Consider the following 24022-nt stretch of genomic DNA (forward strand, 5'->3'; position numbering starts at 1 on the left):
AACACAGTAGCAACTTATTTTTTAGATAAGTCGCTACTGTGTTTATGAAATCAATAGAAATACGGGTGTTAGTATCTTTGGTATAAACCAGGTGGTTTTGTTATTTTTCTAATTGAAATTCTGTAATCCATTTTGCCACCACACCACACCATTCGTCTTCGTCATTCATACACGGAATGGCCATAAACTCTTCGCCTCCATGATGCAAAAATTGCTCGTTGGCTTCCATAGCAATTTCTTCTAATGTTTCTAAACAATCTGCCACAAATGCTGGCGTTACAACGGCTAATTTCTTAATCCCTTTTTCGGGCATTTTGTTGATTTCTACATCCGTATAAGGTGTTAACCATTTGTCTCCTGCCAATCTCGACTGAAATGTTTGGCTGTATTTCCCTTCGGGAATGTTCAATAATCGTACCACTTGTTTTGTAGTTTCATAACATTGATGACGATAGCAAAATTCGTGTGCTGGCGAAGGGGTGTTGCAGCAAGTACCATCTATGGTACAATGAGATTTTGTAACGTCTGTTTTTCGAATATGACGTTTCGGAATACCATGATAAGAAAACAACAAATGATCGTAATCAAAACCTTCCAAATGTTTTTTTATCGAATTGGCTAACGCTTCAATATATCCGGGTTTGTTGTAAAATGCTGGAACCGTTGTGAATTTCATGTTAGGGAAATGCTTGGCACGAAGCTCTTCTGCCAACACCAAAATCGTGGTGGTAGAAGCCATTGCATGCTGTGGATATAATGGAAAAAGCATGACTTCTGTTACGCCTTTTTCGTGCAATTCTTGTAACCCTTTTAGAATAGTCATGGTGCCATATCGCATGGATAATGCCACAGGGATGTCCACCAAAGTTTTCACTTTTTCGTGCATTTTTTTAGAAATCACAATCAAAGGAGAACCTTCGCTTGTCCAAATTCGAGCATAAGCTTCAGCTGATTTTTTTGGTCGGGTTTGCAATATGATACCTCTTACCAACAAAGCACGTAATAAAAACGGAACGTCTATCACGTATTTATCCATCAAAAACTCATCTAAATACGGTTTTACATCTTTTGCGGTTGGACTTTCAGGCGAACCAAGATTTACTAATAATACTCCTTTCATGATATTTTTTTAATTTATTGTTTTAATGGTTTCATCACCGCTAATATTTCTAACTTTTATTCGCAATGGTTTTTTGTCGCTGGTAATTTTGCCATCCCAAAAGTTTTTTGATTTTACTCCGTTGGTAATTACATAACCGAGTTTATCAATTTTAATTTCGGTGGTGCTGTGCCATTGTCCTTCTGTGTTTTCGCAGTCAAGGGCAATAAGTTCTATGAGCTCTAAACCTTCTTCGCTGATGTTGATTGGGTTGAATTTTTTACCTTTGGCAACGGACTGTAAATTTCCTTTTTGGTTGAACTCACCGATTTTCTGAATTAAACGGTCGCTGATGAATTTGGTAATTTCTGTTTCGTAACCGTCTTTGGTTTCGGTGGTTTTAAAATCTATGATGTCTTCAATTACCACATCGTGCAACAGATTTTTAAGGTCTTTTAGTTCAACTTCTATTTCTGTGGCGTTGTTGTCTTTTATGAATTTTTCCAATGCTTTTTGGTCGTCAATATCAATGTAATAAACAATTATTTTTTTGGCGTTGACTTCTAAGTTTTGTAATTCCTGATTAATGATAGTGTTTATGGTTGGAATATCCAAAACCTTTTCTTGTGTATTGAGTAAATTAGGAACATAAACTGGCACAATACCTTCTTTGCTTTTTGTGATTGCACCAAACCAAAAATTACTAATTCCTTTTACTCCTTTTTGTAAACCTGGAATAAGCTTTGCTAGCTTATCCATGGTTTGTTGTGGATTGCGGAACAAACTTACTCCGTCTTTTATTTCTAAAATTTGAAAATTGGCTTTTGCTTCAACTAACCTATCCCTTACAGTTTGAATACTGTTTAAACCTATATCACAATGAATAAATTTTCTATCCAAGTCGTTTGTTACTTTTGCTGTTACACCACTTCCTCCAAAGAAATCGGCTATTACCATCCCTTTTTTTGAAGCAATTTCAATTAAGAGTTCAACTAACCCTTCAGGTTTTTGAGTAGAATAATCAACCCTTTCCTTAGAAACATTTAAGACAGGTCTGCAACTATATTCTTTAATTGTACCATCAGGCATTACTCTATTAATAACACCAAGAAGTGTATCTGTTAAGATTGTATCAACATAAAACTTACCATTTTCATCTGTTAAAGTACCAATAAATTTTTTTTCTAAATATTGTCTTTCATTGATTGTATTTATTTCAAAATTATTTCTATCATTAGTGTAAAAATAAATTGAGTCGTGCTTTCGTGCTATTGAAGCTTTTTTTGAAGCGCCACCACTTCTATATGACCATATAATTTCATTAACAAAATTGTCTTCACCAAAGACTTCATCCATTAATATTTTGGCATAATGACCAATATGCCAATCCAAGTGCATATAAATACTGGCTGTTTCACTCATTATACTTTTGATTGCCATCAAATTTTCATACATCCAATTTAAGTAATCTTCTTTTTGCCAAATATCGCCATACATTTTTTCCTCAAATGCTTTGAGTTCGTCAATATCCATTTCTTGTTCTGCTTCGTCTACTTTTTCAGCCAATTTAGGATTTTTGCGTAAGTAAACTTTTTTAGCATAATCAGCACCACTGGCAAAAGGTGGGTCAATATAAACTAAATCTACTTTGACTCCTTGTTCTTTCAGGTAAGCACAAGCTGAAATACATTCGCCACGAATTACCAAATTTTCAGAAGGTTCGCCTACTGTTTCTAATGGTTCTACTTCGTAATAAGGCATACCTCTTTTTATACGGTCGTAAACCTTGTCGTTTTCACGGTAACGCAAAACTCGTTGTGTTCGGGTAATGTTGTCTAATATCGCTTGTCCTTCAACCGTGTTAGGGTAATATGGAATGTATTTTATTGGCATATCTTAATCTTTAAAAAAGTTGTTAATCTTATTGTTCAATTTTGTGATGTTGGCTGCAATGTTCTTGCTGTCCTCCAAATAAAGGAAGTCAAATCGTTGGTAGCCAAATTTTTCTTGGTTGAGTTTTAAAAACTCGGTTTCTACAAAATCCTTTCTTTTTACGAAGTCGGGATTATTACTAAATCCTTCTCCTTTTGTTTCAATCATCAAAATTTTATGTATTTTTTCTTTTGTAGATCTTTTAATGACAAGAAAGTCAGTTGTGTATTGACCAACTTTATTCCAACGGTTTGAATTGTTTTTTGCAAAGCAATCTATTTTAAATTGCGTTAGATAATTATCACCGTTGTAGTAAATTTCCAAATCCTTCGTCTTAAAGTCCGCTAAACGCAGTGTTTCTTGTATGGCTTGCATTTCAAAACCACTACTACCACTTGCACCAAAATTGTATGGTAAATAATGGAATGTATTATTTTTAGATTTTATTGGTAGAGAATAATCTTTATCTGATTTGAAAGTTTCATATTCAGGAACCCACTTTTCCATTCCTTGACTTATCATAGTTTCCTTCATTACCTGATAAGCCTTTTCAACTTCTGCCCAATCAAATTCTATATCTGCATTTGTTTTATCTAATTCAAGAATTTTGTTTGTGTCGGCTTCGCTCGGATATAGTTTAGGATTTTGCTCTACATCGTTTAAGCGTTCAGCAATCAATAATTCCGCTTCTTTCGGAATTACTTCTGTGTCTGTTTGTAATTCTCTTTTAATGCTAAATGCAACTCGAATTTTAGATTGTATCAAATGCAAATCATACAACTCATTGAAAAAACAGTTACCGTCTTTTTCAAAAGAAAGGGTTTCAAATATTTCGTTTAGTTCTGTATCGTATTGGTGCAATTGCGTTTCTGAAATCAAACCAAAACTTTGGCGACTTATTTCAAAAAGCCATTGGTTGTAATTGGCAAATGCAATTCCAGTTTCGTTAATAATGTCAATAGTTCCAGTATCAATGTTTGAAATTTCGCTGGTGCTTATCAAAGCCGAAGCCTTGTAATCTTCCATCTTTTTGATGATGGCTTTTAACTTGGCTTTTGTGTTTGCAGTTTCTTCTTCATCAATGCTTTGATAAGTAACTTTCATTTGATAAAATTCCACTTTCGGCAATTGCAAATACTCCATACGGCTGTGTCGTTCCACCATTTCCGCTTTCCCAATTCGTTTGGTGCTGTTCAGCTCATCAATACTGCTGTTTTGTTCTTGCTTCAATTGTTTGTTTAGCGTATCAGCATTATCTTTATTCAGCCAAATCAAAGCTGTTTCTTCTTTTCCTTTGTCCACTTGACGTAAACACCTGCAAGAAGTTTGCAAAACCATATTTTGTGGGCTGTCGCCTTTTTGCGAAAGGATTACGCCTGTTAAACTTGGGCAGTCCCAGCCTTCTTTACCTACTTGCACCAGAAGAATGTAACGCTTTTTTGAAATTGCCAAATCCAATGAACGGAACTCTAATTCATTCTCCTTTGGCAAAGTGTATTTTTTATTTCCTCCGTGAAATTTTAAAATTTCGGCAGGATTTATTTTCAATTCGCTTGTCAGAAAAGGGTAAACTTCTTCTTCTAAAACTTCAATGTTGCTGCAATAGATAGCAATCTTTGCAATTGCTCCATTTTCATAAACTGTTTTCTTGTATTGTGTATCAAAGTCTTCAATTCCTTTTTTAATGATTTGAAAACGGTCAAGGTTTTGTCCGATTTTTACGGTTGGTGTTTTAAGAAATTTTTTAATAGCTGTAACCAATGGATAATAATATACTGTATTAGTAATTTGCGAAAACTTAAAAGTATAATTACCTACATTGATGATTTCTTGTTTTTGTAGATAAGGCGTTCCTGAGAAACCCAAAACGGTAGTGATATTCCCTTTGTTGTGCCAATAATTAACCGCTTGTCGCAGTTTAACATCATCAGTTGCGGCATGATGAACCTCATCTATTAAAATTGTAAGGTTCGGAATTTGCCCGAACAATCTTTTTAAATCGTTGCTTGTATCTTTTTCTTCTTCGTCAAGTTCCAATTCTGTTTGAGCATTGAATTTGAAACTTTCTAAAATCACTTTCTCCGCATTTACTACAAACACTTGTCCAAATGGATTAGGTAAACAGGCGTTTACTTTTTGTGCATTTGGATTTCTTGCCTTGTTACTTTTCTTAGCTGATTTCTGCTCGTCCAAAACATCAAACTTCAATAGTTTTTTCAGTTTGCTTGCCGATGGCTCGGGCAATACCCAAGAAGGTTCGTAATTTTCAATTGTCTTTAAACTCGGAACGATAGAAGATTTTAAACCTGAAGGAATAAGCACCAAAAAATTATGTGCAAATGCTTTGTTCTCTGGTTCGTTGTCGGCAAAATACAAGTCTAAGTAAATGAAAGCAGCCATCAGAAAAGTTTTACCTGCACCCATTGGCAAACTCATTAAATAGTCGGCATAGCTTACGTTGTAAAAAATGCTTTTAATGATGGTATCGTAATCTAATGCGGTTGGATTACTCAAAATTTCATTTTCCAGACCTTGGATTTTTTGTTGTTTTGCAAAATCATACAAGGCATAAGCATTTTTATTTTGGGTTAAATATTCTCTAGCATTTTGATTGATGTTTAATTTGGATAAATCGGTCTCTTTTGTAAAAAAGCCTTCAGAGAATAATTTCCAAAGTGGTTTGTTCTGCCCCTCAATTTTTAAAAATAAATATGTTTCAATAGCCTCAATTTGGGTATCCCTTAAGTTTCCTTTAGTCCTTATATATTGAAGCAAGTTACTGATGCTACATCTTTCAGATAGTAACCAAATATTTTTTTTTTCTTTTATACTATTTTGAAGCATTATTAAAAATTACGTTTAATTAATTTACAAATATAATCAAATTTTTGTTGTTATTAGCCATTTAAATTCATCAAATACTTTTTTGGCGTAGTGCCAAATTTCTTTTTGAAAGCTGCAATAAAATGGCTTGAGGTGCTGTAACCAATTTTCAATCCCACTTCATTTACATTATACGAACCCGAATCTAGCAACTGTCTAGCATAATCCATTTTATAATCAAATAAAAAATTAAAAACCGTATCGCCATAAATTTCTTTAAAACCTGCTTTTAATTTTTTTAATGAAATGCCAACTTCATCTGCCAATTCTTGTAAACCTGGTGGCTCTGCCATGTTTTTAATGATGATTTCTTTCGCTTTTTTTATTTTCAACACATTTTCTTCATCTGATAAAAAAGGACAATGTTCTGCGTTTGGATCTTCATTGGTATTGAAAAACAAACTCAATAATTCGTAACTTTTTCCTTTTAAATACAAAGTTTTTATTGACGAATTTTGGTTGTAATGAAATATTTGATTCAACACAATTGCCATTGACGGGCTGATGCTTTCTTCTGCATAATATTTTTTTTCTAAATTGTCTTTGCTCAAAAACGGAATCATTTCTGAATCGGATGAAAATAAAGTATGAAATTTTTTGATAGAAATTAGAATAGAAATTATCCAACTTTTAGGTGCTATTTCTAAATGAAGTGGTAATTCTTTTTGAGGATTGTATAGCAAAAGCGCTTTTTCTTCAATCAAATCTAATGTATAAGAATTATTGTTAAAAATAAATTTCCCTTTCCCTTTTACATTAAAATGAAACTGAATTAAGCCCGAACCTACTTGTTTTTCTAATATTTCGGTACTTTCAGCATCGTTTTGAAATCGGAGTAAACTAAAATCGGTATCAATAATTATTTCTTCAAATGAACTCATAGCGTTGTTTTTTTTATAGAAAAATAATTTTAAATTCAAATCTTTTATTTATATTAATTCTAAACTAACATGTTTCAAGGGCTTAATATTGGTACAAAGTTATTGTTTTCTATCCAAATAAGAACTCTTTTTTATAAAAAAACTAATTACGATAAAAAAAGTACTTGTAGCGTTGTTTTTGTAAAGGTGTAAACTTTAATTTTGTGCGTCTTTAAGAGATAGTACAAACTATGAATAATCAAACACCTGCAAAACAAACTACCTTCTACGCTATTGGCTTGAGCTATAAAAAAGCTGATGCCGAAATAAGAGGTAAATTTAGTTTGGATGAAAAAGCCAAAATAGCATTGTTGGAACAGGCCAAAATCAATGAAATAGAAAGTTTGATTGTAACATCGACCTGCAATAGAACAGAAATATACGGTTTTGCGCAGCATCCTTTTCAGTTGATACAATTGCTTTGTGATAATAGTTTGGGTACCGTTGAAGAGTTTCAGAAATATGCCTACATTTATAAACAAAAGGAAGCATTAAATCATATTTTCAGAGTAGGAACGGGTTTGGATAGTCAAATTTTGGGTGATTTTGAAATTATTGCCCAACTAAAAAATGCTTTTGTAGAAAGTAAAAAACGCCATTTGGTCAATGCTTATTTGGAGCGTTTGGTAAATTCGGTCATTCAAGCGAGTAAGAAAGTAAAAAATGAAACCGAAATTTCTAGTGGTGCTACTTCCGTTTCTTTTGCTGCGGTTCAATATATTTTTAAAAATGTAGAAGCCATTTCTGATAAAAATATTTTGCTTTTCGGAACAGGGAAAATAGGTAGAAATACTTGTGAAAACCTCGTAAAACATTCCAAACACGATCAAATTACGCTGATAAATAGAACAAAAGACAAGGCGGAAAAACTTGCCAAAAAACTAAATCTTGTTGTAAAAGATTATACCGATTTGCAAATAGAATTACAAAAGGCAGATGTAGTTGTTGTGGCAACAGGTGCTCAGAATCCTACAGTAGATTTGGATATTTTAAATTTAAAGAAACCATTGCTTATTTTAGATTTATCGATACCAAAAAATGTAAACGAAAATGTAAAACAAAATCCTTTGGTTACCTTAATTCACATGGATCATTTATCGGAAATTACCGATGAAACTTTAGAAAACAGAAAACAACATATCCCTGCTGCGGAAGCAATTATTACAGAAATATTATCAGAATTTCTAACCTGGTCCAAAGGTAGAAAATATGCACCAACCATTCATGCTTTAAAAGCAAAATTGAATGCCATTAAAGAATCTGAAATCAATCACTTGAAAAAGAAAAATGCCGATTTCGATGATGAATATGCCGAAATTGTAACTAATAAATTAATTCAAAAAATAACCAGTCATTTTGCTAATCATTTGAAAGATGATAACACGGTTGTAGATGAAAGTGTAGAATGGATAAATAAAGTTTTTCAAATAAGCCCCCTAACCCCCAAAGGGGGAATTCCCAAAAAAGAATTAAATGACCAATAAAAATAACACTCCAACTATGCTCCCTTCGGGGGCTAGAGGACCTATCCGAATAGGCACCCGAGATAGTGAACTCGCACTTTGGCAAGCCAAAACAGTTGAAAAACAGTTGAACGATTTGGGTTACAAAACGGAAATTATCGCCGTAAAATCTGAAGGAGATATTGTTTTAGACAAACCATTGTACGAACTAGGAATTACAGGAATTTTTACCAAAACCCTCGATATTGCCATGATTAGCGGTCAAGTGGATATTGCAGTACATTCCATGAAAGATGTGCCAACTTCTTTACCAAATGGGATTGTACAAGCTGCGGTTTTGGAAAGAGCTTCTGTCTTTGATATTTTGGTTTATAAAGATAATTTAGATTTTTTATCTCAAGAAAATAGCACCATTGCAAGCAGTAGTTTACGAAGAAAGGCAAGTTGGTTGCACAAATATCCAACGCATACTATAGAAGATATTCGAGGAAATGTAAATACCAGAATGCAAAAAGTAGCAGAATCCAACACTTGGAGCGGTGCTATTTTTGCAGAAGCTGGTTTGGAGCGCATCAACCTAAAACCAGAAAAGGCAATTGTTTTAGATTGGATGATTCCCGCACCGGCACAAGGAGCTATGGTTGTGGTGTGTAATGCAGAGGATTTTTTTTCGTTTGATGCGGTTTCGCAATTAAATCATATCGAAACAGAAATTTGCACCCATATTGAAAGACAATTTCTAAAAACTTTAGAAGGCGGTTGTACAGCTCCGATTGGGGCTTTGGCAAAATATGACGAAGATAAAGACACGATTGAATTCCATGGTGTTTTGTTTTCGGTTGATGGAAAACAAAAATTCGAAATCGAAAAATCGGTAGATATATCCGAGTGGAAAAAATTAGGTTTTCATGCAGCACAAGAAATTTTGAATAATGGCGGTGCCGAATTGATGATGGAAATAAAAACACAGTTGAAAAAATAAAACAATGGCAAAAAGCACTCATTTAGAGTCGAAAAACTACCAACATTTATTAGTTGCGTTGGCTGATTTGGTGCAAAATCACCGAATTCATGCGATACATTCTGTGCAGACAATTTCTAATCAATTGTACTGGGAGATTGGCGAACTGATTATAACAAAACAACAAGAATTTGGTTGGGGAAATGCTATTGTTGAATCGCTTAGTAAAGATTTGCCTGAATTAATAGGGGAAGGTATTAGTTGGTCCACACGAAACCTTCAGTTTATGAGGCAATTAGTATTGGAATATTCAAATGTGAAACAGCCTGTTTCACATTTGGAAGAAGTGAAAAAATTAATTTTTAATGTAGGTTGGGGACAAAATATATTAATAATTCAGAAAGTCAATAATCCAAAAGCAAGAGTTTTTTATTTAGAGCAAACCATAAAAAACCGATACAGTCGTTCGGTTTTACTACATCAAATAAAAGCGAATGCATACGAAAATTATTTGGAAAATCCATCGCAACATAATTTTCAGGCAACTTTACCCGAACACTTTTTAGAACAAGCTAAAGAGAGTATAAAAAGTATTTACACCTTAGATTTTTTAGATATTAATCAACCAATTTCTGAAAGAGCCTTAGAAAACTCAATGGTTGAAAAAGTAAAAAAGTTAATGCTCGAAATGGGTTATGGTTTTTGTTTTATTGGCAATCAATACAAAATTTCTTTAGGTGAAAAAGATTATTTCATTGATTTACTTTTTTATCATAGAATACTAAAATGCTTAGTAGCTGTTGAACTAAAAGTAGTTGAATTTGAACCAGAATTTATAGGGAAATTAGATTTTTATCTCCAATTAATAGATGAACAATTAAAGCAAGATGATGACAAACCAAGCATTGGAATTTTATTAGTTCCACAAAAAAATCATTTAGAAGTTGAATATGCTTTGAGAAGTGCCAATAAACCAATTGGAGTTTCAGAGTATATTTTAAGCAAGCAACTTCCTGCAGAATTTCAAGGTAAATTACCAACAGCAGATCAATTTAAAAGCATTATGAACAATGATTGAAAACATTAAAATACTTTCTACCAAAATACTTTCACCAATTCAAAAACAAGTCTTGACAGATGCTGGTTTGGAAGTGTTGGAATATAATTTTATTCAGGTAGAAACTAAAAATTTTGAATTAAAAGGTATTAAAGACCATTTAATTTTCACGAGTCAAAATGCGGTAAAAAGTTTTTTGAATCACCCACAATTTGAAAAAAATAAAACAGAACTTCAGGCGAAAAAAGCGTTTTGCGTAGGCGTAAAAAGTAAATCAATTTTAAACGAATCAGGTTTTGAAGTGGTTGCTTATGCGGATTATGCTTCTGATTTGGCAGAAATTATTAGTTTGATTTATGCCGATGGGAGCTATACTTTTTTCAGTGGAAATTTGCGAAAAGAGACGTTGCCTTTGGTACTAAAAAATGCCGGAATTGAGTTCAACGAAATTGAGGTATATGAAACGCTATTGAAACCACATAAGATTAAGGAGGTTGTTGATGCGATTCTATTTTTCAGTCCGTCAGGCGTAGAAAGTTATTTGAAAGACAACAAAATCAAAAAAGAATTGTGCTTTTGCATTGGCGAAACCACTGCCGAAGCCATAGAAAAAGTAACCAAAAACATTATCGTTGCACAACACCCTTCTATTGAAGCCTTACTCGACGATGTAATCGAAGAATTAAAATAAGCCCCCTAACCCCCAAAGGGGGGATGTGGGAAGTTTATAAATTAAATAAATATTAAAATTTAGAAAGTTTAAATTAATACAATGAACAATATAGACAATCAAATTCTCCCTTCGGGGATTAGGGGTCTGCAAAACGACCTTTTTTTACGAGCTTTAAACAACGAAAAAGTAGAACGCCCACCCGTTTGGATGATGCGTCAAGCCGGAAGATACTTGCCCGAATTTAGAGCTTTGCGAGACAAATACGATTTTTTCACCCGTTGCGAAACCCCAGAATTAGCGGCTGAAATCACCGTGCAACCCATCCGAATTGTAAAACCTGATGCAGCAATTTTGTTTTCGGATATTTTGGTAGTACCAAGAGCGATGGGCATTCACGTAGAATTGAAAGACAATTTAGGGCCGATAATCCCAAATCCGATTCGTACGATGGAACAAGTGAACCAAGTTTTTGTGCCTGATGTACATGAAACTTTGGGTTATGTTTTTGATGCCATCAAATTGACCAAAGAAATGCTGAATAACGAAGTGCCTTTGATTGGTTTTGCAGGATCCCCTTGGACGATTTTTTGCTATGCGGTGGAAGGAAAAGGTTCCAAAAGTTTTGATACTGCCAAAGGATTTTGTTTCTCCAATCCAGTTGCAGCGCATATTTTGTTGCAAAAAATCACCGATACGACGATTTTATATTTGAAAGAAAAAGTAAAAGCGGGTTGCAATGCCATTCAGATTTTTGATTCTTGGGGCGGCATGTTATCACCAGTAGATTATCAAGAATTTTCATTTCAATATATCAACCAAATTGTAGAGGCTTTGGCAGATGAAACGAAAGTAATTGTTTTTGGAAAAGGCTGTTGGTTTGCTTTAGGCGAAATGGCAAAATCGAAAGCTTCGGCATTAGGCGTAGATTGGACGTGTTCGCCAAGAAATGCTCGTTATTTAACAGGCGGAAACATCACCTTACAAGGAAATTTCGATCCAAGTCGTTTATTGTCGCCAATTCCAACCATCAAAAAAATGGTGCATGAAATGATTGATGAATTTGGAAAAGATAATTACATCGTCAACTTAGGTCACGGTATTTTGCCGAACATTCCTGTGGATCATGCGAAGGCGTTTGTGGAGGCGGTGAAGGAGTACGGGATGTAAAAACCTATATTCATCCTGCGAGGTTTCCAAAACCATGAATACGATTCAACTACTTCGAGGTTTTTTATCTCCTGCAAGGTTTCCAAAACCTTGTAGGTGTTTTAAAATTGAAAGCGTTCAAAACAGTAAAAGCGTTATTACTCCTGCAAGGTTTCCAAAACCTTGTAGGTGAAAAAAAATGATATAATCAGTATATATGAAACTTGAAATTTTAGAAAAAGATAATTTTTATCACATTTATAACAAAGGAATAAATGGCACTACTATTTTTGAAAATGAAGAAAATAAACTATTTTTCCTGAAACAGTTAGCTAAATATTTATCTGAAAAAATTTCCGTTTTAGCATATTGTTTAATGGATAATCATTTCCATTTTGTTATCAGGATTGATGAAGAAGATAAAATCGTTACCCAAGCATTTTCTAATTTTTTTAATTCTTATGCAAAGGCTTTTAATAAACAGAATAATAGAACAGGAAGTCTTTTTGAAAAACATTTTAAAAGAATAAAACTTGAAAATGAATTGTATTTGAAGAATTTAATTATTTATGTACATCTAAATCCTAAACATCATTTAGGTTTGGACTATAAAAATTTTAAATTTTCATCTTTTAAAGCCATTCTTTCCGATAGCTATACTAGTATAAAAAGAAACGATGTCATTCAATCGTTTGGAGATTTGGATAATTTTGTTTTTTGCCATAATCAAAAAAATGATTTTTTAAATGAAAAATATACATTTGAATAGTTATCAAAAATAAATATAAAATTGAAAGTATAAATATCGATAAATAATAACAAATATAGATACCTACAAGGTCTTGAAGACCTTGCAGGAATCCTAGAAATCAAATTAAAAAATATGAATTGGTCTAAAATTTTAACTGTAGAAGTACCTTTGTTTTTACTAGTAATAAATATTTTATTTTTATTTACTGGAAGAAATACAAATCCAATGACATTTAGGTATAATAAAATTTTTACTCCAGATTTAAATACATGGGTTTATATTTCATTATGTTTTGTTTTAGGTTTGATAGGTATTTATTACCGTAATTTTAATATTGCCTTGTACTATTCAAGTCCGCTTTTTCTATTATTTGGGTTGATTTTTTGTAATCAAATTTTCAAAACGATATTTAATAGAAATATAATTATTGCTACAAGATGGGATTTTAAATCAGCTAAAATTAATGTTTTTGATAGAATATTTGGTTTTTTAATAGTTATAGCTCCGTTTCTTATGCCTATAATTTATCAGCAAATAATTAAATAATTAAAATAATTTCTTTAACCATTTATAAATTTTTTCATCCCAATGACCAAAGAAACCGCAATAAAACTATTTGAACAAAAACAAATTCGTTCTGTTTGGAGCGAAGAAGAGGAAAAATGATATTTCTCTATTGTTGATGTTATTCAAACTCTTACTGACCAAATCGAATATCAAACAGCAAGAAAATATTGGAATAAACTTAAAGAAAGATTAATAGCAGAAGGAAATCAAACGGTGTCAAATTGTCACCAGTTGAAAAAACGAGTTGGTTACAATTTATAACCAGCTGATATTATTGAAAAATTTCACAAAAATGAAAAACAAATTCTACACTTACATTCAAACCCTGCAAGATCAAATCTGTAAAGGGTTAGAAGACATCGACGGAAAAGCTAAATTCCGTGAGGATTTATGGGACAGGCCCGAAGGCGGAGGCGGTCGCACTCGCGTGATTGAAAATGGTAACGTCTTTGAAAAAGGGGGCGTAAACATTTCAGCCGTTCATGGAAAATTACCCGATTCCATGCAAAAATTATTCAACGTGGGAGAAGCGGATTTTTTTGCCTGCGGCTTGAGTATGGTCATTCACCCAAAAAATCCAATGGTACCCACAACGCATGCCAATTGGCGGTATTTTGAAACTTATCCTTCAACAGAAGCTGGAGAAACTCCCCCTTCGGGGGCTGGGGGGCTGTCGTGGTTTGGCGGTGGTCAAGATTTGACGCCTTATTATTTGTTTGAAGAAGATGCGATTCATTTTCATCAAACGTGCAAAACGGCTTGCGACAAACACCACCCTGATTTTTATTCAAAATACAAAAAACAATGTGATGACTATTTTTGGAACGCACATCGAAATGAAGCCCGAGGAATTGGAGGTTTGTTCTTCGATTATTTGAAAGCAACCGAGGAGCAATCCATGGAAGATTGGTACAATTTTGTTACCGAAATTGGCAATTCGTTTCTTGAAGCTTATGTGCCAATTGTGGAAAAAAGAAAGGATTTGGCATACACACCAGAGCAACGCACTTGGCAAGAAATTCGCCGTGGTCGTTATGTCGAATTCAATTTGGTGCACGACAAAGGCACTCTTTTTGGCTTAAAAACCAATGGAAGAATAGAATCGATTTTGATGAGTTTGCCTCCTCACGTGCAATGGCATTATGACCATCATCCTGTGGCGGGAAGCGATGAAGAAAAATTGTTGCAAGTACTACAACATCCAAAAGATTGGTTATAATATTGGAATTCAAATAATTAAAAAGGGTTGTCTGATATTTTTTGGTTGGCTCTTTTTAATTGTTTTCACTATTTGGATATGGAATACCTAATATTTCATCCATAATTTTTTAGAAAAAACAACTTCCTTATTGTGTTATTTATTAGAGTAAATGGTATTTCATTGCTCATGCGATGTAAAGGCTATTGGTATTATATTTAACATCAATAAAAAATGTTTATCTTTGCCCTTCAAATATTCTCAACTTAAAAGTTATATAGCATGCAACTGTACAATACTTTGAGTGCTGAAGAAAGAGCCAAATGGATAGACGCTGCGGGTAAGCAACGTTTAACCCTATCTTTTTATGCCTATACTCATTTAGAAAATCCTACACAATTTAGAAACGAATTGTTTTTAGCCTGGCATCAATTGGATGTTTTGGGGCGTATATATGTAGCACATGAAGGAATAAATGCCCAATTGTCGTTGCCTGCCGATCGTTTTTATGATTTTAAAAATGCGATAGAGGTTTATGATTTTATGAAAGGAATCCGCCTTAATATTGCTGTAGAGCAACAAAATCATTCCTTTTTGAAACTAACGATCAAGGTTAGAGACAAAATACTTGCCGATGGATTACAAGACAAAACATTTGATGTTACCAACATTGGCACGCATCTAAAGGCCAAAGCATTTAATGACTTGATGGACAATCCAAACACCATAGTTATTGACATGCGAAATCATTATGAAAGCGAAATAGGTCATTTTCAAAATGCAATAACACCCGATGTGGATACCTTTAGAGCCAGTTTGCCATTAATTGAAAAACAATTAGAACAATACAAATCAGACAAAAATCTTTTGATGTATTGCACCGGTGGGATAAGATGCGAAAAAGCCAGTGCTTATTTTAAACACAAAGGTTTTGAACATGTATATCAGTTGGAAGGAGGCATTATTGAATATACCAGACAAATCAAAGAAGAAGGATTAGAAAGCAAGTTTATTGGCAAGAATTTTGTATTTGATCACCGCTTGGGCGAAAGAATTACTTCGGACATAATAGCCCATTGTCATCAATGTGGAGAACTTTGTGATACCCATACAAATTGTATTAATGATGGTTGCCACTTGTTATTTATCCAATGCGATACTTGCAAAGCAAAAATGCAAAATTGCTGTTCGGATGCGTGTTTAGAAACGATTCAATTACCCGAAGACATCCAAAAACAGTTGCGAAAAAATAAGAAAAAGACAGGAAATCCGATTTTCAAAAAAGGAAAATCTGAAGTATTAATTTTTAAAAAGCAATAAAAAATGGTACAAAAAATAGAATTAATGGCCCCTGCTGGCAATTTTGAGTCGTTACAAGCCGCCATTGATAATGGAGCCGATTCAGTATATTTTGGAGTAGAACAGCTCAATATGAGAGCAAGGGCTACCGTCAATTTTACTATGGATGATTTGGAAGAAGTAGCTACACGATGTGCTACCAAAAACATTAGAACTTACTTAACGTTGAACACAATTATATATGACCACGATTTATCAATCGTAAAAACATTATTAAACAAAGCTAAGGAAGCTCAAATTACTGCCGTTATTGCATCGGATCAAGCGGTTATTGCAATGGCCCGAAGTATTGGTATGGAAGTTCACATTTCGACCCAATTGAATATTACTAATATTGAAACAATCAAGTTTTATAGCTTATTTGCCGATACAATGGTATTGAGCCGCGAGTTGAGCTTGCGTCAAGTAAAGAATATTACAGATCAAATTGCAAAAGAACAAATCAAAGGCCCCAACGGAAAGTTAATAGAAATTGAAATTTTTGGTCATGGTGCTTTGTGTATGGCTGTTTCGGGCAAATGTTATTTGAGTTTACATTCGCACAACTCGTCGGCCAATAGAGGGGCTTGTAAACAAAATTGTCGTAAAAAATATACCGTAATTGATCAAGAAAGCGGCTTTGAAATAGAAGTTGATAACGAATATTTGATGTCGCCAAAAGATTTGTGTACATTAGATTTTTTAGATCAAGTAATAGAATCGGGTATTCAAGTACTTAAAATTGAGGGTAGGGGCAGAGCACCAGAATATGTAGCCACGGTTATCAAAACGTATAGAGAGGCTATAGATGCTTTTTATGAAGGTAGCTTTACAAAAGAAAAAATTAAAGTGTGGATGGAAGCTTTGAATACGGTATATAACAGAGGATTTTGGGCAGGATATTATTTGGGGCAAGAATTGGGCGAATGGAGCGATGTACCAGGCTCATTGGCCACACAAAAGAAAGTTTATGTTGGCAAAGCAGCTCATTTTTTTCCAAAAGCCAGCATTGGCGAATTTAAAATTGAAGCTTATGATATTAAAATAGGCGATAAAATACTGATAACAGGACACAATACAGGAGCCCAAGAAATGCTGATAGAAGAAATGTATGTGGCAGATCAACCGGTTCAAAAAGCTACAAAAGGCGATAAATGTACATTTAAACTTGATTTTAGAATTAGAATGTCCGATAAATTATATAAAATAGTAGAGAACTAATGGTCATCATTACATTGCAAAGAGACAAGTGCATTGGCTGTAATTACTGTGTAGAAATGGCTCCAGCTCATTTTCAGATGTCTAAAAAAGACGGAAAATCTGTATTGATTCATTCCCAAAACGCCAAAGGATTTTATACCCTAAAGGCTTATGACCATGGCATTACCGAAAGTTGCGAACTAGCGGCAAAAGCCTGTCCAGTTCATATTATTACTGTAAAAGAAACTTAATATATTGATCTAACTTACAAAATAATAAGTATAATTATTTTGTAAGTTTTTATGTGTTTTTAATGTGTTTTGTAGCTTATTTGAAAAGTAGTGCCCTTGTCTATTTCAGATTGCATCACTTTGATACTTCCTTTATGATAGGCTTCTACAATACGTTTAGTAAGCGACAAGCCGAGTCCCCACCCTCTTTTTTTGGTCGTAAAACCAGGTTCAAATATTTTGTTAAAATCTTTTTTAAAAATGCCTTTGCCTGTATCTGAAATCAAAATCCTTACATAAACGCTATCATATTCTATTTTCAAACTTATTTTTCCTTTGCCTTTCATGGCATCAATCGCATTTTTTACTAAATTTTCTATTGTCCAGCTGTGCAAAATAGGGTTTATTTTAATATAAATCGGATTAGAAGGTGCTTGAAAATGAAATGAAATTTGTTTAGAAAACCGAGATTGTAGGTATTCAAATGATTGTTGCGTTTCGAAAATAATGTCCAAATCTTCTAAAACAGGTTCGGATCCAATTTTTGAAAACCGATCAGTAATCATCAGCAAACGGTTGATGTCTTTTTCAATTTCTACAACAAGGGTTGGCTCTATTTCATCAGCTTTCATAATTTCTATCCACCCCATAAGAGAGGAGAGGGGAGTGCCAATTTGATGGGCCGTTTCTTTTGCCATGCCGGCCCAAAGTTTGTTTTGCGATGCTACTTTATGGCTTCGGTAATAATTGTATATCAATAAAATAAAAAGCAAAATAATAAGCAACAACGAAATTGGGTAATATTTTAATTTGTTTAACAAATCAGAATTGCCATAATATAGTTTTTGCGATTTACCAGGCCCATAAACCATTACAATGGGTTCGTTTTGATTTTTTAATTTTTGTAAATAAGCCTTTGATTCTTCTTTGTTTTTTACAATGTTTTCATCAATATTGGTTGTGTTGATAATCGAATCTTTTTCAGTAACCATTATGGGAATTCGGGCATCTTGAATGATTTTTAACAACAATTCAATATCGGTATTTTCATTTGCATTTATTAACGATTTTTGAGCCTCTGCCCAATGTTCCATTTTAATACGCTCTTCTATTTTAAATATTTGAAAAAATGAAAAAGTATTCCATAAAATAAGCGAAATCACTACAAATGAGGCCAGGATTAAGCCCCAGCGAGTAATTTCTTTTTTGGGAAACGACAAACTATTTTTTATTCTATTATACGTGTTGTAACGTTCCATTCTTTATAAAATTGTTCTAAATACATTTCCATAAAACGATGCCTCTCTGTGGCCAATTCTTTTCCTTTTGCAGTATTCATTTGGTCTTTTAGCAACAATAATTTTTCATAAAAATGATTGATTGTTGGTGCAGTACTGTTTTTGTAGGCTTCTTTGCTCATTCCTATTTCGGTTTTAATACTAGGGTCATAAATTATTCGATTTTTGAAACCCCCATAATTAAAAGTTCTTGCAATACCAATGGCTCCTAAAGCATCTAATCTGTCGGCATCTTGAACGATTTGTAGCTCTATCGAATGGTATGTACTCTCTTGGTGCCCACCCTTAAAGGAAATGTTTATTATAATCAATACAACTTGCTCGATAACAGTTGGTTCTACCTGTTGATTTTCTAAAAAATACCGAGCCTTTTGAGGGGCAATAGTTTCATTGCCCCCATAAAATTTGCTGTCTGCAATATCATGCAACAAAGCGGCCAACGACACAACAAGCAAATTGCACGTTTCGTTTTGTGCTATCAATAACGCATTTTGATACACTCGGGCTACATGAAACCAATCATGTCCAGATTCGGCATTATACAGCTCTTTCTGAACATATTGAATTGTATTGTTGATTAGTTTTGTTGTTGTCATAGCATGCAATTTTTTATTATTACAAAAAATAGTAAACAAATAAAGTGGTTCAAGTTTTTTTTAAACGTTTTATCAATGGTACCCTTTATAAAACTCAAAACACACAAGTTTTTTGATTTTGTTTTGGTTTTACTCCACAAATTCAAACCATTTTACATCCGCATTTGATGAATTTACCACATTTTCTATAAATGCCATACCTCGAACGCCGTCCTGTTCATTTGGATAATCCAGCATTTGTGCTGTTGGTGTATTGCCGTTTTTTTCGGACAAAATGGTTAAAGCAAAATTTTTGTAAATATTTGCAAAAGCTTCCAAATATCCCTCTGGATGGCCTCCGGGTGTTCTACAATTATCGGTCATGTATGGACTTTGAAAACCATAGTTGGCACCAGCTCTATAAATTTGTGTTGGGGCATCTAACCATTTTACCAATAGGGTGTTTGGCTCCATTTGATGCCACTCTATGCCGCCTTTTTCGCCATAAATTCTTATTCTCAATGCGTTTTCTTCGCCTGCCGCTACTTGCGAAGCCATCAAAACACCACTGGCTCCGTTATCAAACCGAAGTAAAACGTTCCCATCGTCGTCTAATTTTCTACCGGGCACTTTAATACTTAAATCAGCACATAAAGTCGTGATTTTTTGACCCGATATGTATTCTGCCAAATGGGCTGCATGGGTACCAATATCGCCCATACACCCACTTTTGCCGCTTTTGTTAGGATCTGTTCGCCATGCAGCTTGTGCATTTCCTTCGCTTTCAGATAATTCACTCAACCAACCTTGTGGATATTCGACCCATATTTTACGAATGTTTCCAAAATCGCCGTTTTTTACCATAGCTTTGGCTTGTTTTACCATAGGATAACCAGAGTAGGTATGGGTTAAACAAAGTCTTAGTCTGGTTTTTTGTACTTTTTCTCTTAATAATTTAGCTTCTTCTAGTGTAAAGGTGATGGGTTTTTCCAATACGACATGAAAACCCAAATCGAGTGCCATCATGGCGGGTTCAAAATGAGCAAAATTGGGAGTTACTATCGATACTATGTCAATGCGTTCTGCAGCTGGCAATGCCGCTTCTTGGATAAGCATGTCTTGATAACTACCATAAATTCTATTAGCATCCAAGCCCAAATCCAATCCTGATGCTAATGCCGTTTCAGGATTGCTGCTCAATGCACCTGCGGTTAAGCTAATCAAGCCGTCCATACCTATTGCATGCCTGTGAATACTGCCAATGAAAGCATTTTTACCGCCTCCAATCATACCCATTTTAAGTTTTTTAATTTCCATTTTTTTCACGTTTTTAGTTTGATAGTAGTTGTTTAATAGTTCTTGATTTTTTTAAAATTTCAACATTATTTTATGATATTTTAAAAAATATACAACAATATTATCATTAATTTTTAGATTTAATGCACACCAATAAACCAATAAATTACCTTGTTGCAAGGGTGCAAATTACTGTTTTTTTATCATAAATCAGCAATTTAGCAACAGCTTTATTCTCAATTTTTATCAAAAACAATATTGAAAATCGGACTAAATAACTACCTAATTCATTCTTAGATGCTTTTGAATTTTATTAATTTTTAAAAATAAATAATAAAAAGATTATTATATAATACATAAATATATTTTTTTTTATAAATCTATTAAATAAATATAATAAAAATACTTCTTAAAAAGCAATTCATTTTTTTGTTTTTAATAAACACCATGTTGTATGAAAAAAATAATGAAAGTCGAATCTTGTTACTTACCAAGTCCAATCAACTATTCGGTATATTTCCAATATTTTCAATAATAATGGATGATTTAAGTCCTTAAATTCAACTTTTTCCCGTTTATTTTTTGGTAAATATACTTATTTTGATGTTTTATTTCCAAATCTTTTATTTGACCTATTAATTAAGGCATTTATTTGATTTGAAGTTAGACATTTTTTTAAGGAGTTTTATTTCAATTAAAGCTAATTTTAGATAAAAAATTGAAAACATCGATTATTTTTTAAAAGAATCGTTTTATATTTCTATTTTAATTGTTATATTTACAAATTTTTTTACAGTATGAAAAAACTTATATTTTATAGCTTTTGTTTGCTACTAACGGGTTGTTTTAACATTACCGAAACGGTCAAATATGGTACTAACCACAGTGGCAGTTATGGACTGCAAGTGGATTTTTCAAATTCGTGGCTCAAAACCAAAACCGCCATCATGTTGGAGGAAGTAGAGGGTACCAAAATTCCAAATGAAGCCGAAATCAAATCGAGATTGCTACAATTTAAAACCACGATATCCAAAATAAATGGCATTTCCGATATTGTAACATCAACTGATTTTGACCATTATATTTTCAAAGTTCAATTTCATTTTCAATCATTAGAAGCCCTCAACAAAGCTTTGAATCAGCTTGATAATCAGAAAAAAATAGTGCATTTTAAAGAGGATAAAGGCCAGTTTGAAAGAATTGCGGCTTATCCGTTGCCTAAAAAATTAATAGAAAAAGAAGACAAAAAAGACGATTTGCTAAAAGCCTATATCATGGCTATTTATACTTTTGATACGGAAATCCTATCTGCCCAAAATGCTGCTAGTAAAATTTCGAAATCGAAAAAAACCGTCTTTTTGAAACATAATGTTTGGTCTGTTTTACAACATACTGCTCAAATGGACAATAAAATTGAGTTGAAAACCAATAACTTAACACAATAAAACAAGAAGCATCAATTAACATTACAATTACAAACAACTAATTTACTTTTTATGAAAAAATGGCTTTATTTGCTTGCATTAGCAACTTCATTTACTTTTGCTCAACACAAAACGGATTATTTTATACATTTCAATACAGCACAATTGGCACAAAAAGTGCCTTTGGACAGCCTTTTGGGGCATAAAATGTTTAAAAACTGGAATCAACAAGGCAAGAATATATCCCTGAAAGATTGGGTTACTATTTTTGATACCTCAAAACCCATGTCTATTCACGGAAATTTTTCTGATTCTATTCCGTATTACCAAATGACTTTTGCCTTATCTAATGAAAAAGATTTGGAAAATTGGATTAACAAAAAAATGGCTCAAAAGGCAAACACTCCAATCGATACCCTTGATGAGACAATCAAAATATACAATAATTACAAAACATATTCGCCAAAAGGACAATCTTTTACTATGGCATGGAATAAAAATTATGCTATTATTTACGGATTATTAAAATCGAAACACCATGCCTACCCCCAAAACGATACAGACGAATTCACGATAGACTCTACAGCAGTGGAGGTAGATTCGGCTTATGCAATTGCAGATACTGTGGCTGTTGACTATGCTGTAGAGATGCCACATGACAGCACCGAAGCTGTTGCTTATACTGTAAATGCAGACGATGACCTACAAGCCACAGCAGTTGCAGATGATGCCGTAGCTGCAAGCGAAACAACAGAAGAAAGTGATGAAGCTTACCAACAATATTTGAAGGAACAAGAAGCAAAAGAAGCAGCCGAAGCTATAGAAAATCAATTGAAGCAAGAAACAGCCATAAAAATACTGTTTGAAAATGGTTTTGTAGTTCCTACATCCAATAAAATCAATCCCAATGCAGATATATCTTCTTGGTTAGACTATCAAGCAGTGTATTCGAGTTTAGATGTATTGAAATATTGGTACAAAAGTTTTGCTCCAAAACCCAATAACTTGTTTGCCAATAACAGAGTAATTGGTATGGTTGCCGATTTTTATTTTGATAATGACAAGGTTAGTATGCATGAAACCGTAGAATATTCGGCTGCAATGGCCAATATAATGGAAGAAATTATGAGCCGAAAAGCCAATAAAAAGGTATTTGACTATTTCCCAAAACAACCCCCATTAGCTTATGCAACCTACCATTTTAGTACAGAAGCATTACTTAAAAATTACTCGCAATTATCTGAACAAGCGTTGGCAAGTTTGCCAATTGAGAATGAAGATGCTAAAATTGTTACCGATTTGATGAGTACCCTAATAGACGAAAAAGCTACTTCAACTTTGTTTGATGGTGACTTTTCGGTGTTTTTACATCAATTAGAATCGTATGATGCTACTTTCAAATCAACTACTTATGACGACAATTATGAACCCATAGAAGAAGAAAAAACCATTACCAAAACCCGACCAATTATCAGCATGATCATGACAACCACACACGAAACTTTTCCTGATAGACTATTGGATTTGGGTGTGCGAAAAAATATTTTGATACAAAACAACAACAGCTATTTTTTGAAAAAAGAAGATCCTAAATTAGGAAAATTTGTAATTCAAAAAGAAGGCGATGTTTTGATTTTTACAAACGGATTGGATTATTTGAGTCAAGGTACAACATCAGATTTTGCCAAACAATTGAAAAAAGATTTGAAAAAGAATTACTTTTTAGGTACAGTTAATTTACAGGATTTGATTAAACAAATTATTAAAAAACAAGATTTTGGGTCAAATACTGCCAATGTTTTGCAATGGAGCAACCAGTTTAAAGACCTACAAGTTGTAGCTCCAAAAAAAGTATCTCAAAACAGCATGTCGTTTGATATGGAACTCCATTCAAATCATACCAACAAAAACATTATCCTTCAAACATTAGATTTGATGAGCTATTTAAATTAACAACTTTAGTTTAAAAAATAATAGGAATACAAAATTTGGCAAATAATAAAAAAAATGT

At 33.3% G+C, this 24022-nt stretch carries 19 protein-coding genes and 1 pseudogene; 13 read left to right on the forward strand and 7 right to left on the reverse strand.

Translation table 11 applies throughout. The features are described 5' to 3' along the window. Positions 1-100 precede the first annotated feature (100 nt). The 4 genes from hemH to FBFL15_RS00365 are packed head-to-tail and all read right to left on the reverse strand — an operon-like array spanning position 101 to position 6795. Complete coding sequence (gene hemH, locus FBFL15_RS00350; protein ID WP_014082705.1) at positions 101-1120, reverse strand: ferrochelatase; 1020 nt, start codon at positions 1118-1120, stop codon at positions 101-103. Positions 1121-1129: 9 nt separating this feature from the next. Next, entirely contained in the window at positions 1130-2992 is a 1863-nt protein-coding gene (locus FBFL15_RS00355) for a DNA methyltransferase (protein WP_014082706.1), read from the reverse strand. A gap of 3 nt (positions 2993-2995) precedes the next feature. Next, positions 2996-5875 carry a DEAD/DEAH box helicase gene (locus FBFL15_RS00360; RefSeq protein WP_014082707.1) on the reverse strand — a complete coding sequence of 960 codons (2880 nt, stop codon included), beginning with the start codon at positions 5873-5875 and terminating at the stop codon, positions 2996-2998. 53 nt (positions 5876-5928) lie between these two features. Further along, a complete protein-coding gene (locus FBFL15_RS00365) occupies positions 5929-6795 on the reverse strand; it encodes a helix-turn-helix transcriptional regulator (protein WP_014082708.1) in 867 nt (288 codons plus the stop codon). A gap of 230 nt (positions 6796-7025) precedes the next feature. On the opposite strand from FBFL15_RS00365, the gene hemA reads away from it, so the two are divergent. From hemA to FBFL15_RS00420, 11 genes and pseudogenes are all read left to right on the forward strand, one after another. Next, entirely contained in the window at positions 7026-8318 is a 1293-nt protein-coding gene (gene hemA / locus FBFL15_RS00370) for a glutamyl-tRNA reductase (protein WP_014082709.1), read from the forward strand. Then, positions 8308-9279 carry a hydroxymethylbilane synthase gene (gene hemC / locus FBFL15_RS00375; RefSeq protein WP_231847475.1) on the forward strand — a complete coding sequence of 324 codons (972 nt, stop codon included), beginning with the start codon at positions 8308-8310 and terminating at the stop codon, positions 9277-9279. Before hemA ends, hemC begins: the two co-directional genes overlap by 11 nt. Before the next feature lie 4 nt (positions 9280-9283). After that, positions 9284-10336, forward strand: coding sequence for a PDDEXK nuclease domain-containing protein (locus FBFL15_RS00380; RefSeq protein WP_014082711.1), 1053 nt, complete (start codon positions 9284-9286; stop codon positions 10334-10336). Next, complete coding sequence (locus FBFL15_RS00385; RefSeq protein WP_014082712.1) at positions 10329-11006, forward strand: uroporphyrinogen-III synthase; 678 nt, start codon at positions 10329-10331, stop codon at positions 11004-11006. The genes FBFL15_RS00380 and FBFL15_RS00385 overlap by 8 nt, the downstream gene beginning before the upstream one ends. Before the next feature lie 81 nt (positions 11007-11087). Beyond that, the gene (gene hemE, locus FBFL15_RS00390; RefSeq protein WP_050881261.1) at positions 11088-12155 is read left to right on the forward strand and encodes a uroporphyrinogen decarboxylase; all 1068 of its coding nucleotides are present in this window, start codon (positions 11088-11090) and stop codon (positions 12153-12155) included. Positions 12156-12351: 196 nt separating this feature from the next. Continuing rightward, the gene (locus FBFL15_RS00395) at positions 12352-12903 is read left to right on the forward strand and encodes a transposase (protein WP_014082714.1); all 552 of its coding nucleotides are present in this window, start codon (positions 12352-12354) and stop codon (positions 12901-12903) included. Between the two features lie 114 nt (positions 12904-13017). After that, positions 13018-13431 carry a hypothetical protein gene (locus tag FBFL15_RS00400; RefSeq protein WP_014082715.1) on the forward strand — a complete coding sequence of 138 codons (414 nt, stop codon included), beginning with the start codon at positions 13018-13020 and terminating at the stop codon, positions 13429-13431. A gap of 313 nt (positions 13432-13744) precedes the next feature. Continuing rightward, positions 13745-14671, forward strand: coding sequence for an oxygen-dependent coproporphyrinogen oxidase (gene hemF / locus FBFL15_RS00405; protein ID WP_014082716.1), 927 nt, complete (start codon positions 13745-13747; stop codon positions 14669-14671). A gap of 261 nt (positions 14672-14932) precedes the next feature. Beyond that, a pseudogene (gene trhO, locus FBFL15_RS00410) lies at positions 14933-15967 on the forward strand (oxygen-dependent tRNA uridine(34) hydroxylase TrhO); the annotation flags it as partial. A gap of 6 nt (positions 15968-15973) precedes the next feature. Next, positions 15974-17209 carry a peptidase U32 family protein gene (locus tag FBFL15_RS00415; protein WP_014082718.1) on the forward strand — a complete coding sequence of 412 codons (1236 nt, stop codon included), beginning with the start codon at positions 15974-15976 and terminating at the stop codon, positions 17207-17209. Continuing rightward, on the forward strand, positions 17209-17439 hold the full coding sequence (locus FBFL15_RS00420; RefSeq protein WP_014082719.1) for a ferredoxin: 231 nt from the start codon (positions 17209-17211) through the stop codon (positions 17437-17439). Before FBFL15_RS00415 ends, FBFL15_RS00420 begins: the two co-directional genes overlap by 1 nt. 59 nt (positions 17440-17498) lie before the next feature. Here FBFL15_RS00420 and FBFL15_RS00425 read toward each other — a convergent pair whose 3' ends face one another. From FBFL15_RS00425 to FBFL15_RS00435, 3 genes are all read right to left on the reverse strand, one after another. Then, the gene (locus tag FBFL15_RS00425; protein ID WP_148267877.1) at positions 17499-18677 is read right to left on the reverse strand and encodes a sensor histidine kinase; all 1179 of its coding nucleotides are present in this window, start codon (positions 18675-18677) and stop codon (positions 17499-17501) included. Continuing rightward, entirely contained in the window at positions 18647-19312 is a 666-nt protein-coding gene (locus FBFL15_RS00430) for an HD domain-containing protein (RefSeq protein ID WP_014082721.1), read from the reverse strand. The genes FBFL15_RS00425 and FBFL15_RS00430 overlap by 31 nt, the downstream gene beginning before the upstream one ends. A gap of 129 nt (positions 19313-19441) precedes the next feature. Beyond that, entirely contained in the window at positions 19442-20608 is a 1167-nt protein-coding gene (locus FBFL15_RS00435; protein WP_044031940.1) for a Gfo/Idh/MocA family protein, read from the reverse strand. Positions 20609-21384: 776 nt separating this feature from the next. Between FBFL15_RS00435 and FBFL15_RS00440 the strand changes: the two genes are divergently transcribed. Both FBFL15_RS00440 and FBFL15_RS00445 read left to right on the forward strand, forming a co-directional pair. Continuing rightward, a complete protein-coding gene (locus FBFL15_RS00440; RefSeq protein WP_014082723.1) occupies positions 21385-22032 on the forward strand; it encodes a hypothetical protein in 648 nt (215 codons plus the stop codon). A 51-nt stretch (positions 22033-22083) separates the two neighbouring features. Beyond that, on the forward strand, positions 22084-23964 hold the full coding sequence (locus FBFL15_RS00445) for a hypothetical protein (protein ID WP_014082724.1): 1881 nt from the start codon (positions 22084-22086) through the stop codon (positions 23962-23964). Positions 23965-24022 lie beyond the last annotated feature (58 nt).

Source organism: Flavobacterium branchiophilum FL-15 (genome assembly GCF_000253275.1).
Taxonomy (GTDB): Bacteria; Bacteroidota; Bacteroidia; order Flavobacteriales; family Flavobacteriaceae; genus Flavobacterium; species Flavobacterium branchiophilum.

What these genes read in the sequence shown, in the direction of transcription:
- FBFL15_RS00365 (WP_014082708.1), bottom strand. Translation starts at nt 6,795, where the DNA reads ATGAGTTCATTTGAAGAAATAATTATTGATACCGATTTTAGTTTACTC.
- FBFL15_RS00355 (WP_014082706.1), bottom strand. Translation starts at nt 2,992, where the DNA reads ATGCCAATAAAATACATTCCATATTACCCTAACACGGTTGAAGGACAA.
- hemH (WP_014082705.1), bottom strand. Translation starts at nt 1,120, where the DNA reads ATGAAAGGAGTATTATTAGTAAATCTTGGTTCGCCTGAAAGTCCAACC.
- FBFL15_RS00420 (WP_014082719.1), top strand. Translation starts at nt 17,209, where the DNA reads ATGGTCATCATTACATTGCAAAGAGACAAGTGCATTGGCTGTAATTAC.
- FBFL15_RS00400 (WP_014082715.1), top strand. Translation starts at nt 13,018, where the DNA reads ATGAATTGGTCTAAAATTTTAACTGTAGAAGTACCTTTGTTTTTACTA.
- hemE (WP_050881261.1), top strand. Translation starts at nt 11,088, where the DNA reads ATGAACAATATAGACAATCAAATTCTCCCTTCGGGGATTAGGGGTCTG.
- hemF (WP_014082716.1), top strand. Translation starts at nt 13,745, where the DNA reads ATGAAAAACAAATTCTACACTTACATTCAAACCCTGCAAGATCAAATC.
- FBFL15_RS00380 (WP_014082711.1), top strand. Translation starts at nt 9,284, where the DNA reads ATGGCAAAAAGCACTCATTTAGAGTCGAAAAACTACCAACATTTATTA.
- FBFL15_RS00435 (WP_044031940.1), bottom strand. Translation starts at nt 20,608, where the DNA reads ATGGAAATTAAAAAACTTAAAATGGGTATGATTGGAGGCGGTAAAAAT.
- hemC (WP_231847475.1), top strand. Translation starts at nt 8,308, where the DNA reads ATGACCAATAAAAATAACACTCCAACTATGCTCCCTTCGGGGGCTAGA.
- FBFL15_RS00430 (WP_014082721.1), bottom strand. Translation starts at nt 19,312, where the DNA reads ATGACAACAACAAAACTAATCAACAATACAATTCAATATGTTCAGAAA.
- FBFL15_RS00385 (WP_014082712.1), top strand. Translation starts at nt 10,329, where the DNA reads ATGATTGAAAACATTAAAATACTTTCTACCAAAATACTTTCACCAATT.
- hemA (WP_014082709.1), top strand. Translation starts at nt 7,026, where the DNA reads ATGAATAATCAAACACCTGCAAAACAAACTACCTTCTACGCTATTGGC.
- FBFL15_RS00395 (WP_014082714.1), top strand. Translation starts at nt 12,352, where the DNA reads ATGAAACTTGAAATTTTAGAAAAAGATAATTTTTATCACATTTATAAC.
- FBFL15_RS00360 (WP_014082707.1), bottom strand. Translation starts at nt 5,875, where the DNA reads ATGCTTCAAAATAGTATAAAAGAAAAAAAAAATATTTGGTTACTATCT.
- FBFL15_RS00445 (WP_014082724.1), top strand. Translation starts at nt 22,084, where the DNA reads ATGAAAAAATGGCTTTATTTGCTTGCATTAGCAACTTCATTTACTTTT.
- FBFL15_RS00415 (WP_014082718.1), top strand. Translation starts at nt 15,974, where the DNA reads ATGGTACAAAAAATAGAATTAATGGCCCCTGCTGGCAATTTTGAGTCG.
- FBFL15_RS00425 (WP_148267877.1), bottom strand. Translation starts at nt 18,677, where the DNA reads ATGGAACGTTACAACACGTATAATAGAATAAAAAATAGTTTGTCGTTT.
- FBFL15_RS00440 (WP_014082723.1), top strand. Translation starts at nt 21,385, where the DNA reads ATGAAAAAACTTATATTTTATAGCTTTTGTTTGCTACTAACGGGTTGT.